13 protein-coding genes are annotated in these 12,171 nt (G+C 54.0%); 11 read left to right on the forward strand and 2 right to left on the reverse strand.

Annotated elements, in window-relative coordinates; translation table 11 throughout:
- Window positions 1–120: 120 nt before the first annotated feature.
- Window positions 121–690, forward strand: coding sequence for a DNA-3-methyladenine glycosylase I (tag, locus tag FDW97_RS14310; RefSeq protein ID WP_038635153.1), 570 nt, complete (start codon window positions 121–123; stop codon window positions 688–690).
- Window positions 680–1,120 (forward strand): N-acetyltransferase, encoded by a 441-nt coding sequence (locus FDW97_RS14315; protein ID WP_137351211.1) that lies wholly within the window; start codon window positions 680–682, stop codon window positions 1,118–1,120. The genes tag and FDW97_RS14315 overlap by 11 nt, the downstream gene beginning before the upstream one ends.
- Here FDW97_RS14315 and FDW97_RS14320 read toward each other — a convergent pair.
- Window positions 1,089–3,422: a molybdopterin guanine dinucleotide-containing S/N-oxide reductase gene (locus FDW97_RS14320; RefSeq protein ID WP_137351212.1), complete on the reverse strand. Its 2,334-nt coding sequence runs from the start codon at window positions 3,420–3,422 to the stop codon at window positions 1,089–1,091. The two genes, FDW97_RS14315 and FDW97_RS14320, sit on opposite strands and share 32 nt — an antisense overlap.
- A gap of 159 nt (window positions 3,423–3,581) precedes the next feature.
- On the opposite strand from FDW97_RS14320, the gene FDW97_RS14325 reads away from it, so the two are divergent.
- From FDW97_RS14325 to ghrB, 6 genes are all read left to right on the forward strand, one after another.
- On the forward strand, window positions 3,582–4,244 hold the full coding sequence (locus FDW97_RS14325; RefSeq protein ID WP_003827397.1) for an OmpA family lipoprotein: 663 nt from the start codon (window positions 3,582–3,584) through the stop codon (window positions 4,242–4,244).
- 101 nt (window positions 4,245–4,345) lie between these two features.
- Window positions 4,346–5,362: a LacI family DNA-binding transcriptional regulator gene (locus FDW97_RS14330; protein ID WP_038635169.1), complete on the forward strand. Its 1,017-nt coding sequence runs from the start codon at window positions 4,346–4,348 to the stop codon at window positions 5,360–5,362.
- A 100-nt stretch (window positions 5,363–5,462) separates the two neighbouring features.
- A complete protein-coding gene (locus FDW97_RS14335; protein WP_137351213.1) occupies window positions 5,463–6,212 on the forward strand; it encodes a sugar phosphate isomerase/epimerase in 750 nt (249 codons plus the stop codon).
- A gap of 3 nt (window positions 6,213–6,215) precedes the next feature.
- Window positions 6,216–7,154, forward strand: a complete 939-nt coding sequence (locus FDW97_RS14340; RefSeq protein WP_087857194.1) for a sugar kinase — start codon at window positions 6,216–6,218, stop codon at window positions 7,152–7,154.
- A gap of 64 nt (window positions 7,155–7,218) precedes the next feature.
- The gene (locus tag FDW97_RS14345; RefSeq protein WP_038635177.1) at window positions 7,219–8,499 is read left to right on the forward strand and encodes an MFS transporter; all 1,281 of its coding nucleotides are present in this window, start codon (window positions 7,219–7,221) and stop codon (window positions 8,497–8,499) included.
- Between the two features lie 22 nt (window positions 8,500–8,521).
- Window positions 8,522–9,496, forward strand: coding sequence for a glyoxylate/hydroxypyruvate reductase GhrB (ghrB, locus tag FDW97_RS14350; RefSeq protein WP_137351214.1), 975 nt, complete (start codon window positions 8,522–8,524; stop codon window positions 9,494–9,496).
- 57 nt (window positions 9,497–9,553) lie between these two features.
- On the opposite strand, the gene FDW97_RS14355 is transcribed toward ghrB, so the two are convergent.
- A complete protein-coding gene (locus FDW97_RS14355) occupies window positions 9,554–10,264 on the reverse strand; it encodes a DUF3053 domain-containing protein (protein WP_038635187.1) in 711 nt (236 codons plus the stop codon).
- Window positions 10,265–10,644: 380 nt separating this feature from the next.
- On the opposite strand from FDW97_RS14355, the gene FDW97_RS14360 reads away from it, so the two are divergent.
- The 3 genes from FDW97_RS14360 to cueP all read left to right on the forward strand — a co-directional run bounded on the left by FDW97_RS14360 (window position 10,645) and on the right by cueP (window position 12,155).
- Window positions 10,645–10,935, forward strand: coding sequence for an HTH-type transcriptional regulator (locus tag FDW97_RS14360; protein WP_003024273.1), 291 nt, complete (start codon window positions 10,645–10,647; stop codon window positions 10,933–10,935).
- A gap of 280 nt (window positions 10,936–11,215) precedes the next feature.
- Window positions 11,216–11,428, forward strand: coding sequence for an RNA chaperone/antiterminator CspA (gene cspA, locus FDW97_RS14365; protein WP_000014594.1), 213 nt, complete (start codon window positions 11,216–11,218; stop codon window positions 11,426–11,428).
- Window positions 11,429–11,615: 187 nt separating this feature from the next.
- On the forward strand, window positions 11,616–12,155 hold the full coding sequence (cueP, locus tag FDW97_RS14370) for a copper-binding periplasmic metallochaperone CueP (RefSeq protein ID WP_001620860.1): 540 nt from the start codon (window positions 11,616–11,618) through the stop codon (window positions 12,153–12,155).
- The last annotated feature ends 16 nt before the right edge of the window (window positions 12,156–12,171 follow it).

Here is a 12,171-nt window from a genome sequence, read left to right on the forward strand (position 1 = left end):
TTGTCATTGTGTGTAGGAAATCGGGCCCATCAGGCCCTGTATTAAATATTGTCTTTTTAGCTGGCGCGTCAAGGCGGGCCGAATGAAATTTTTACGCCAGTAAAAACAGCGAGGAAGAATATGCAGCGTTGCGGATGGGTCAGCCAGGACCCACTTTACATTGCCTATCACGACAAGGAATGGGGCGTCCCCGAAACCGATGGCAAGAAGCTGTTCGAAATGATCTGCCTGGAAGGCCAGCAGGCGGGATTATCATGGATTACCGTACTGAAGAAACGGGAAAATTATCGCCACGCCTTCCACCATTTTGATCCGGAAAAAGTGGCAGCGATGACCGAAGAGGATGTGGAAAGGCTGGTACAGGATGCCGGCATTATTCGCCATCGCGGAAAAATTCAGGCCATTATCGGTAACGCTCGCGCCTTTCTGACCATGGCGCAAAACGGTGAACCGTTTAGCGAGTTTGTCTGGTCATTTGTTGATAACCAACCGCAAGTGACCTGCGCCGCCAACCTGAGCGATATCCCCACCTCAACGCCTGCGTCAGATGCTCTGTCTAAGGCATTAAAAAAACGCGGGTTTAAGTTTGTCGGCACCACCATCTGTTACTCCTTTATGCAGGCCTGTGGTCTGGTCAACGACCATATCACCAGTTGCATCTGTTACCCAGGGGCACAACATGATTCGTGAATCTAAAGCTGACGATCTGCCGTCAATTCTGGCGCTGTGGATGGAAAGCACGATCCATGCCCATCCGTTTATCGACGAACGCTACTGGCGCGAAAGTGAACCCGTCGTGCGTGATATATACCTGCCCGCCGCGCAAACCTGGGTGTGGGAAGAAGAAGGTGTACTCAAAGGCTTTGTCAGCGTGATTGACGAACGCTTTCTTGGCGCGTTGTTTGTCGCGCCAGCGGCCATCAGAAGCGGAATTGGCACAGCGCTGGTGCGGCATGTCCAGCAGCGCTTTTCCCTGCTCAGCCTGGAGGTCTACCAGAAGAATCAGTCAGCGGTAAACTTCTACCATGCGCTGGGTTTTCGCATTGAAGACGGCGCATGGCAGGAAGAGACTCACCACCCCACGTGGATTATGGGCTGGCAGGCGGATCAAACGCCGTAAGCGTCAGGGCGGGTCCATTGTATTTTTCGAGCCACGCCAGCGCAGTGTTGCCCGCGCAGCCATTCCCCAGCTTCGAGCTGGGGAGATCTTTGGTCAGCACATTGACGGCGCCATTTTTACAAATACCACCGGCAGTAAGATCCAAATCAGGCCAGGCGCCTTCATGAATGCAGATGACGCCAGGTTTGATCCCTGTCGTCACGACTGCACCCGCCAGAATTTGCCCACGCGGGTTCCACACCCTCACCGTGTCGCCATGCTTAATACCACGAGCGTTCGCGTCCTGCGGATGGATCGTAACGGGCTCACGATCCGCCACCGCATACTGCTCACGCAACGCACTGTAATTCAACTGGCTATGCAAACGGTGCGCCGGATGGGCGGAAAGTAGCTGTAACTGACCCGGCTCGGCGTTACCAAACCACTCATCAGGCGCCAGCCACATCGGGTGTCCCGCACAATCCGCATAGCCGTAACCCGCAATCTTCGCGGAGTAGATTTCAATTTTTCCGCTGTCCGTTTTCAGCGGATGCGCCTGTGGATCGCGGCGAAAATCCGCAAACCGAATAAATTGCGCGCTGGCGGGGTTTTCCGGCATTTCTATCAGGGCGTTGCGCTGCCAAAACTCGGTGAAGGGCGGCAGTGTAACCTGCTGGCTGGCCCCGCGCTGCCCGGCAATATTATAAAAGGTCTCCAGCCACGCCAGCTCGCTTTTACCTTCGGTGAAGCGTTCATACCCGCCCTTTTCCCAGCGCTCGCTCAGTTCGGCAAAAACATCAAAATCATTGCGCGCCTCATACTGCGGCGGCACAACCTGCTTCATCGGCACCAGGTGCTGGTTGCTGTAATCACCCGTCATGGTGAGGTCGTTGCGCTCAAACGAGGTGGTCGCCGGTAATACGATATCGGCATGCTTTGCTGCGGCGGTCCAGAAACACTCCGAGATAACCACCAGCTCCGGTTTTTGCCAGGCGCGAATCAGACGGTTGGTGTCCTGGTGATGAGTAAAGTTGGCCCCGCCGGCCCACCACAACATGCGGATGTCCGGGAAATGCCGGTCCATTCCATTGTGCTGGTAAAAACCCCCGGGGTTCTCCAGCGCTTCGACAATTCGCGCCACCGGGATTTTATCCACCGCGTCGGTGCCGCCTTTAACGCTGCCCTGCATTGAAGCCAATACAGCGGCACGACGCGTTGGGTTACCGCCGTTGGCAAAATGGTACGACAGCCCAAAGCCACCGCCAGGCGTGCCGATTTGCCCGAGCATGGCGGCCAGGGTGACAATCATCCAGTGTTTTTGCTCGCCATACTGTTGGCGCTGCATCCCCCACCCCGCCATCAGCATGGTGGTGTTTTGGTGAAATATCGCCGCCAGTTCGCGTATTTTTTCCGCTGTTATCCCACAAATTTCAGCAGCCCACTCTGCCGTTTTTGCGACATTATCAGTTTTACCCAGCAGATAGTCGGCAAAGCGGTCATAACCGGTGGTACAGCGGGCGAGAAAGTCTTCGTCGTGCCAGCCGTTTTCCACCAGCGTATGCGCTATGCCCAGCATCAGCGCCACGTCGGTTCCCATATGCGGGGCGATCCATTCCATCTTATCGCCAAAGAAATCCACGCTTTCCGATCGCATCGGATCGATACAGATCAAACGTTTGCCGCTATCACGCAATGCCTCGAAGTAAGCGAGACCCTGTTCGTCGGAAGCATTCCAGGCAATCTTCAGGGTATTCAGCGGATTGGCGCTCCATAACACCACCACATCGCTGTGTTCCAGCACGACAGGCCAGCTGGTCTGTTGCTGGTAAACTTCGTTACCGCCCACCACGTACGGCATGATGGCCTGCGCGGCGCCCGTGGAGTAATCCCCCAGATGCCCGGTATAACCCCCCGCCAACGCCATGTAGCGCTGTAACAGGGTCGCGGCTTTATGTAACACACCGTTGGAGCGCCAGCCGTAGGAACCAGCGAAAATCGAGGCCGGGCCATAGCTGTCACGGATGCGTTTATGCTGCGTATGGATAAGCGTCAGTGCGTCATCCCAACTGACGCGAACAAACTCATCCTGCCCGCGCACGCCTTGTGGGTTTTCCGGCGAGACGAGGAAGCCTTTACGTACCATCGGAAAACGTACCCGCGTTTTACTGTGTACCTGGTCACGCACCACAGTTTGCAAAGAGTTGGGTTGAGTGGTGGGCAATGCGCCACGGGAGGAGAAAACGGTCTCGCCATCGGTTTCGACGAGAATAGGTCCCCAGTGGGCGGCGGTTAACACTGAGTAGTGTGCGGGTGAATTAGCCAAGATGGCGCTCCTGAATACGATGTGGCGGCTTATTTATTCTGCCGTTCAATGTTACTTACAAATTTCAGAGTCTTCCCTGGAATTTTCTTCATGTTCACACGTCATAATCAACCGCCACCGTCGCTGTGGCAAAGAAGAATAAGTCATTAAGGAATTGAGATGAAGAAACGTGTTTTTGTTATTGCTGCCATCGTGAGCGGCGCCCTGGCGGTTTCTGGCTGCACAACAAACCCTTACACCGGCGAACGCGAAGCGGGTAAATCCGGCATTGGCGCAGGCATTGGCTCTCTGGTCGGCGCGGGTATTGGCGCACTCTCTTCTTCGAAGAAAGATCGTGGCAAGGGCGCACTGATTGGCGCAGCGGCTGGCGCGGCCGTTGGCGGTGGTATCGGCTATTACATGGATGTGCAGGAAGCAAAACTGCGCGAAAAAATGCAGGGAACCGGCGTCAGCGTGACGCGTAGTGGCGATAACATCATTCTGAACATGCCAAACAACGTCACCTTCGACAGCAGTAGCGCTAACCTGAAACCTGCCGGGGCTAACACCCTGACCGGCGTGGCCATGGTCCTGAAAGAGTACAATAAAACCGCGGTTAACGTGCTGGGCTTCACCGACAGCACCGGCAGCCAGGATCTGAATATGCGTCTGTCGCAGCAGCGCGCGGACTCCGTCGCCAGCGCCTTGATCACTCAAGGGGTCGCGGCTAACCGTATCCGCACTCAGGGTATGGGTCCGGCAAACCCAATCGCCAGCAACAGCACGGCGGAAGGTAAGGCGCAGAACCGCCGCGTAGAGATCACCTTAAGCCCGATCCAGTAACGTTTTGAGCCGGAGACAGGGTGCGCCCGATCCGGCATGAAGCACTTGCCATCGTTGATTTTCGCGTTAAGGTGTTGTCACCAAATTCAGGGAAATCAGCGATGAGCAAATCAACACGGGCAACCATCAGCGATGTGGCAAAGGCCGCAAAAACCGGCAAGACCAGCATTTCACGCTACCTCAACGGTGAAAAGCACCTGCTTTCCGACGCGCTGCTGGCCCGCATTGAACAAGCCATTGCCGATCTCGACTACCGACCCAGCCTGATGGCACGCGGCCTGAAACACGGTCGCACCCGCCTGATTGGCCTGATCATCGCCGATATTACCAATCCCTACTCTGTCAACGTATTAAGCGGAATTGAAGCCGCCTGTCGCGATAAAGGCTTTACCCCGCTGGTATGTAACACCAACAACGAAGTGGATCAGGAGTTGCACTATCTTGACCTGTTGCGCAGTTACCAGGTCGAAGGGATTGTGGTCAACGCCGTTGGGATGCGTGAAGAGGGGCTGAACCGCCTGCAACAGTCTGCGCTACCGATGGTACTGATTGATCGTAAAATACCCGATTTCGCCTGTGATATGGTCGGACTGGATAACACCCAGGCCGCAACGATTGCCACGGAACACCTGCTTGAACAAGGCTTTGAAGCCATTCTGTTTCTCAGCGAACCACTCGGCATGGTGAATACCCGCCGCGAACGTTTGAGCGCCTTTCGCGCCACGCTCGCACGCTACCCCGGCGTTATCGCGCAAAATGCCGAAGTTCCGCTAACGGACAATGCGCAACTGGATGACACGCTGCGCCAGTTCCACCAGCAGCATCGAGGCATGCGCAAAGCCGTTATCTCCGCCAACGGCGCCCTCACGCTACAGGTTGCCCGCGCCCTGAAACGCATTGGCCTCAACTGGGGCAGCGATATCGGCCTGCTCGGGTTTGACGAGCTGGAATGGGCCGAGCTGGCGGGTGTCGGCATTACCACGCTGAAACAACCCACCTGGCAGATTGGCTACACCGCCGTGGAACAGGTTGTACGCCGGATCGATGGCGGTTCTGATGCCATTCAGGAGCAGGTTTTCTCTGGTGAATTGATCGTGCGCGGATCTACCGCCCGTTAAATTTCCTTCGTGATGGTGATCATAAATTCAGCATCATGGGCTTTTCTTTGGAACCGGTTCCATCTAGCGTTATAGCAAGAACGCTGGTTATGGAGTTTCCATGAAAAGAAAAATTATGGTGGTCACCGCCGCCTACGGCTACGAGCGGGTCCGCGCTGCGGGTGGACAAACCGCCATGCTGCCCATTATTGCCGAAGCTGGTGCTGACGGCGTCGAAATTCGCCGCGAGATGTTAACTGACACCGAACTCACCACACTGTCAACGATGGCCTCAGCGATCGAAATCTTCGGCCTGCTGGCCTGTTATTCAGCGCCTGAGCCGCTGTTCCTTGAGGACGGTAACCTCAATCTCCGCCTTCCGGCGTTACTCGCGGAAGCGCAGGCCCTGCAAGCGCTGTGGTTAAAAGTCTCCCTTGGTCATTTTTCCCATACCGGCCAGTTCGACGTTTTACGTACATGGCTGGCTGACAGCGGGATGGAGCTGGTTGTCGAAAACGATCAGACCGCCTGCGGACGCCTGCAGCCGATGCAGTGCTTTAACGAAGCCTGCCAGACGCAAAACCTGCCGATATCGCTGACCTTTGATATGGGCAACTGGCTGTGGGTTGGCGACTCCCCGGAAGAGGCGGCGAAAAACCTGGCGCCAACCGTGGGATACATCCATGTCAAAGCCGCGGTTACACATCGCGACTGCTACCGCGCAGTGCCGCCTGATGCCGCCGAACCGCGCTGGCTGGCGCTGTTAAAAACGCTGCCTGACGATGTTCCGCGCGGCATCGAGTTTCCCCTGGAAGGGCAGGATTTGACGGCGGTTACCCGCCATTACGTCGAGCTGTTACGCGAGGAGTAACGCATGAAGAATTCACTGGATGTGGTCACCATTGGTGAAGCGATGGCGATGTTTGTCGCCACGCAAACCGGCGACCTGGCGGATGTAGAGCAATTTATCAAGCGCGTGGCAGGCGCTGAACTCAACGTGGCGACCGGTCTTGCTCGTTTGGGTCTGAATGTCGGCTGGGTAAGCCGCGTAGGTAACGACAGTTTTGGCCGTTTTATTATTAAGTCGCTGGAAAAAGAAGGGATTGATGCGCAGGGAGTCACCCAGGATGAGCGCTTCGCTACCGGCTTTCAGCTTAAATCTAAGGTCGAAAATGGAACCGATCCCATTGTGGAGTACTTCCGCAAAGGGTCCGCAGCCAGCCATCTCAGTATTGAGGATTACCACGAGAACTATTTTGCCAGCGCACGTCACTTGCACCTGAGCGGCGTGGCAGCCGCGCTTTCCGCCAGCTCCTATGAACTTCTGGCGCATACCGCCCGCACGCTGAAAGCCCAAGGGAAAACCATCTCCTTTGACCCGAATTTGCGTCCGGTGCTGTGGAAAAGCGAAGCCGAGATGGTGGAAAAACTGAACCGGCTGGCATTCCAGGCTGACTGGGTTTTGCCAGGTCTAAAAGAGGGAATGATTCTCACTGGACAACAAACACCTGAAGCCATCGCCGACTTTTATCTGCGCCATGGGGTGAAGGCAGTCATTATCAAAACCGGGGCAGATGGCGCCTGGTACAAAACCGCCAGCGGCGAGCACGGCTGCGTCGCACCGGTAAAAGTCGACAACGTGGTTGATACGGTCGGCGCAGGAGATGGCTTTGCCGTGGGCGTGATCAGCGCTCTGCTGGAAGGCCGCTCGCTGCATCAGGCGGTGACCCGCGGCAATAAAATTGGCGCACTGGCCATTCAGGTTCAGGGCGACAGCGAAGGATTACCCACACGTGAACAATTAGGGGAATAAACCCCCGGCCAACTCTGTACCCTACATACAGAGGCGGTGTATCAGCATAATCAGAGGGCAGTCTATGAATAGCTCAACCAATGCAGCAAAACGCTGGTGGTACATCATGCCAATCGTGTTTATCACGTATAGCCTGGCGTACCTTGACCGCGCGAACTTCAGCTTCGCCTCCGCCGCAGGCATTAACGAGGATCTCGGCATTACCAAAGGGATCTCTTCCCTGCTGGGCGCTCTGTTTTTCCTTGGCTATTTCTTCTTCCAGATCCCGGGCGCAATTTACGCCGAGCGTCGCAGCGTACGAAAACTGATTTTTGTCTGCCTGATCCTGTGGGGAGCTTGCGCCTCGTTAACCGGGATGGTCAGCAATATTCCGATGCTGGCCGCTATCCGCTTTATTCTTGGCGTCGTTGAAGCTGCCGTGATGCCCGCAATGCTGATTTACATCAGCAACTGGTTTACGAAATCCGAGCGTTCACGCGCTAACACCTTCTTAATCCTCGGTAACCCGGTGACTGTCTTATGGATGTCCGTCGTTTCCGGTTATCTCATTCAGGCGCTGGGCTGGCGGGAAATGTTCATCATCGAGGGCTTTCCGGCCATCATCTGGGCGTTCTGCTGGTGGGTACTGGTAAAAGACAAACCGTCTCAGGTCGGCTGGCTGTCGGAATCCGAAAAAGCTGCGCTTCAGGCCCAACTGGAACAAGAGCAACAAGGGATCAAAGCCGTGCGTAACTACGGTGAGGCCTTCCGCTCACGTAACGTTATCCTGCTGTGTATGCAGTATTTCGCCTGGAGTATTGGCGTCTACGGTTTTGTGCTGTGGCTGCCGTCCATCATTCGCAACGGTGGTGCAAATCTGGGGATGGTGGAAGTTGGCTGGCTGTCATCCGTACCGTATCTGGCGGCGACGGCAGCGATGATTCTCGTCTCCTGGGCCTCTGATAAACTGCAAAACCGTAAGCTGTTTGTCTGGCCGCTGTTACTGATTGCCGCTTTCGCCTTTATCGGCTCCTGGGCCGTTGGCGCAGATCACTTCTGGGTGTCCTACACGCTGCTGGTTATTGCGGGCGCGGCAATGTACGCCCCATATGGTCCCTTCTTCGCCATCATTCCTGAAATGCTGCCGCGCAACGTGGCCGGTGGCGCCATGGCGCTGATTAACAGCATGGGCGCATTAGGCTCATTCTTTGGTTCCTGGTTTGTCGGCTACCTCAATGGCGCAACCGGCAGCCCATCCGCCTCGTACATTTTTATGGGGGTAGCGCTTTTTGCCTCAGTATGGCTAACTCTCATTGTTAAGCCTGCTAATAATCAACAGCTACCTGTTGGCGCACGCCACGCTTAAATTTTAACTTACGGAGATCCGCATGAAGCCGTCCATTATTCTCTATAAAGCGTTACCTGACGATTTACTGCATCGCCTGGAAGAGCATTTTACTGTGACTTCTGTACCGAACCTGCGCCCGGAAACGGTCGCACAGCACGCCGAAGCCTTTGCCAACGCCGAAGGCCTGCTGGGCTCCAGTGAAGCCGTCAATACCGCGCTGTTGGAGAAAATGCCCAGGCTGCGAGCGACATCCACAATTTCCGTAGGCTATGACAACTTCGATGTCGATGCCCTTAATGCACGTAAGGTGCTGTTGATGCATACGCCAACCGTACTAACGGAAACCGTCGCCGACACGGTGATGGCGCTGATGTTAAGCACCGCTCGCCGTGTGGTGGAAGTTGCTGAACGGGTTAAGTCTGGCGAATGGACCAAAAGTATCGGGCCGGACTGGTTTGGTACCGATGTCCACCACAAAACGCTGGGAATTGTCGGCATGGGTCGTATTGGGCTCGCGCTGGCGCAGCGTGCGCATTTCGGCTTTAGCATGCCAATTCTCTATAACGCCCGCCGTCATCATCACGAAGCGGAAGAACGCTTCAACGCGCGTTACTGCGATCTCGACACACTGTTGCAGGAGTCTGATTTTGTCTGCCTGATCCTGCCATTAACCAACGAAACACATCATCTGTTCAGTACCGAGCAGTTTGCCAAAATGAAGTCTTCCGCCATTTTCATTAATGCCGGACGTGGTCCGGTGGTCGATGAAAAAGCGTTGATTAGCGCTCTGCAAAACGGCGACATTCATGCCGCAGGTCTGGATGTGTTTGAGCAGGAGCCAGTAGCGACAGACTCTCCACTGCTGTCACTGCCCAACGTGGTGGCCGTGCCGCACATCGGTTCCGCCACGCACGAAACGCGCTATAACATGGCGGCCTGCGCGGTGGATAACTTAATCGATGCGCTGCAAGGAAGAGCGGAGAAGAACTGCGTCAACCCGCAGGTCGCGCAATAAACAAAAGGCCGGGTAGTGTTTACGCTTACCCGGCCTCGCATGTATTACAGTACTCTTTTACTGAGTGGCATTCACCGCAGCAGTCCAGGCTTGAGTAAACGCCTGATGCTGAGCAGCCAACGGGCCAATCAGCGTGTTGTACTGACTTGCCTGTTGTGAGGTTGGGAACTGGATACCGTTGGCGACAAAGCTCACCTGCGTATCCTGTTGCGCCACAAAATCACCGACCTGCACCAGTTGCTGCGTGAAGATTTGCGCGGCAGGGATCAGTGGCTGTAACGCCTCTGAAGGCGCAGTGACGACTTTATTGTAGACCTGATCAAAGACCGGCTTGAGATCCTCGCCCTGTTTCAGCGCGCCATGCGCAGCATCTGCCTGCAGTTTCGCATTCTGCAACTGTTGCCCTAACACACCCAGTGCGCCATTTGCCTGACGCAGCGGTTCACGCTGAGTCACATAATCCTGAGGAACACGAATCGCATTTACGCTATCAACGACCGGGCGCAGACCGGAGTCCATCGCCTGATTAATCTGTTGAGAATAGCCATACAGAATCGCGTAATCGGACACAAACGGGCCAAACTGTTTTTTCTGATCGGCGGTCAGCGTTGGCAAACGCTCCCCGCTACGCATTGCAGTATTCTGCAGAAAATCGATAAACGCTTTGCGCTGATCGCCTTCTTTATCAAAACACCCACTCAGGCCAACTACCATTAAGAGCGCCAAAACAGGCGCAAACCAGCGAGAGCAGGACTTACCTGTCGCCATTTTAATACTCCTTTCACCCAAAAATGCGCACAACGACACCCGCGTGCCAGACGTTGACAAGGATAGTCCAGGTCAGGCTCGCAAGATACCCTTTCCGCGTAATCTTGTGAGGGAAAATAACCGCTCCCGCCCCCCTTTTTTTTGCTAAACAATGCACCATTCAGTACCCAGGGTCATATTTTCGTCATCTTTACAATCGGGAGCAATCGTTCGGAGATCGCGACCTTAATCAGTTTGTTAGCCTGTAAAGGCTTGTCGCTCATACTCTGCTGAAACGAATCCATCACGCAAACCTTAGATCCGACTTCATTTTTTCCGACTACTCTTAAGGAGCTTCGATGAAATTCACGATCCCGCTGTGTGATTTATAGGAGTTCTCAATGGAATACAAAGATCCAATGTTTGAACTGCTGAGCAGTCTGGAGCAGATTGTTTTTAAAGATGTATCGCAGACAGTTACTCTGACGCAAAAAACCAACCCTTTCACCGAATTTGAACAGCTACGACGAGGGACAGGTTTAAAAACAGATGATTTTGCCCGAGTGATGGGCGTGACGGTCGCGATGGTGCATGAATGGGAGTCTAAACGCGTTAAGCCTTCCACTACCGAATTGAAGTTGATGCGCCTGATCCAGGCCGATCCGAGATTAAGTAAGCAGTTGATGGATTGAACTATTTTTTAATTTTGCTGAAGAACGGTCCGGTAAAAGGGCCGTTCCCTTACGGAGGGTATCCACAAATAAGAAAATAGTAGTTGCATCCACAGGCGTAAAATGAGTTAATGCTCTCAACGGTTTGACGTACAGACCATTACAGCAGTTTAGTAAGGCAAGTCCCTTCAAGAGTTATCATTGATACCCCTCGTAGTGAGCATTTCCTTTACTGTTAAAAAATCTGTAGAGCACGCCATATCGCCGAAAGGCACACTTATTTTTTAAAAGGTAATACACTATGTCCGGTAAAATGACTGGTATCGTAAAATGGTTCAACGCTGATAAAGGTTTCGGCTTCATCACTCCTGACGATGGTTCTAAAGATGTGTTCGTACACTTCTCTGCTATCCAGAACGATGGCTACAAATCTCTGGACGAAGGTCAGAAAGTTTCCTTCACCATCGAAAGCGGCGCTAAAGGCCCGGCAGCTGGCAACGTAACCAGCCTGTAAGCTTAAAAAGCTCAAAATTCTGAATCCCTGCCAAACGGCGGGGATTTTTTTTATCTGTATTCCGCAATACATCCCACCGAAACGCGTCTTTGCATTACTTTACCCGCCGTACCTTTGACCTTTCCCTAAGGGCAAGCTTTATAGTGAGCGAGTCTGTATTCCATAATGTTCACAAGGAATTGAAACTATGTCGAAATCCTCACTGCTGCTGGTTTTAGGTTTGCTCACAACGGGCACTGCATTCGCGGCGACCCCGGAAGCCACTTTTCTGGCGGAACATGGACTCAGCGGTAAATCCGTTGAGCAAATCGTAGAGACTATTGACCAGTCGCCGCAGAGTCGCCCGTTGCCTTACTCAGCGTCTGTCACCAGCACCGCGCTGAAACTCTCTTCTGGCGATCAGGTTTATACCCTGCCGCTCGGTGACAAATTCTACCTGTCATTTGCCCCCTATGAATGGCAAACACACCCTTGCTTCAACCATAGTCTGTCTGGCTGCCAGGGCGAAATGCCGGAGAAGACATTCAATGTCAAAGTGACGGACAGTAAGGGAGAGGTCGTAGTACAAAAAGCGATGAAGAGCGGTCGAAACGGCTTCGTCGGGGTATGGCTACCGCGCAATATGGAAGGCACCATCGCAGTAAGCTACAACGGTAAATCAGCCGAGTATCCTATTAAGACTATGGAAGACAGCCAGACCTGCCTGACTAAGTTGCAGTTGCGCTAACACATAAAAAAATGCC

Origin of the sequence: Citrobacter sp. wls708 (genome assembly GCF_005281255.1) — a bacterium.
GTDB classification, from domain to species: domain Bacteria; phylum Pseudomonadota; class Gammaproteobacteria; order Enterobacterales; family Enterobacteriaceae; genus Citrobacter; species Citrobacter werkmanii.

Coding starts and splice junctions, on each gene's coding strand:
- FDW97_RS14345 (WP_038635177.1), top strand. CDS start 7,219: ATGAATAGCTCAACCAATGCAGCAAAACGCTGGTGGTACATCATGCCA.
- FDW97_RS14315 (WP_137351211.1), top strand. CDS start 680: ATGATTCGTGAATCTAAAGCTGACGATCTGCCGTCAATTCTGGCGCTG.
- FDW97_RS14355 (WP_038635187.1), bottom strand. CDS start 10,264: ATGGCGACAGGTAAGTCCTGCTCTCGCTGGTTTGCGCCTGTTTTGGCG.
- tag (WP_038635153.1), top strand. CDS start 121: ATGCAGCGTTGCGGATGGGTCAGCCAGGACCCACTTTACATTGCCTAT.
- FDW97_RS14335 (WP_137351213.1), top strand. CDS start 5,463: ATGAAAAGAAAAATTATGGTGGTCACCGCCGCCTACGGCTACGAGCGG.
- cueP (WP_001620860.1), top strand. CDS start 11,616: ATGTCGAAATCCTCACTGCTGCTGGTTTTAGGTTTGCTCACAACGGGC.
- ghrB (WP_137351214.1), top strand. CDS start 8,522: ATGAAGCCGTCCATTATTCTCTATAAAGCGTTACCTGACGATTTACTG.
- FDW97_RS14340 (WP_087857194.1), top strand. CDS start 6,216: ATGAAGAATTCACTGGATGTGGTCACCATTGGTGAAGCGATGGCGATG.
- FDW97_RS14325 (WP_003827397.1), top strand. CDS start 3,582: ATGAAGAAACGTGTTTTTGTTATTGCTGCCATCGTGAGCGGCGCCCTG.
- FDW97_RS14330 (WP_038635169.1), top strand. CDS start 4,346: ATGAGCAAATCAACACGGGCAACCATCAGCGATGTGGCAAAGGCCGCA.
- FDW97_RS14360 (WP_003024273.1), top strand. CDS start 10,645: ATGGAATACAAAGATCCAATGTTTGAACTGCTGAGCAGTCTGGAGCAG.
- cspA (WP_000014594.1), top strand. CDS start 11,216: ATGTCCGGTAAAATGACTGGTATCGTAAAATGGTTCAACGCTGATAAA.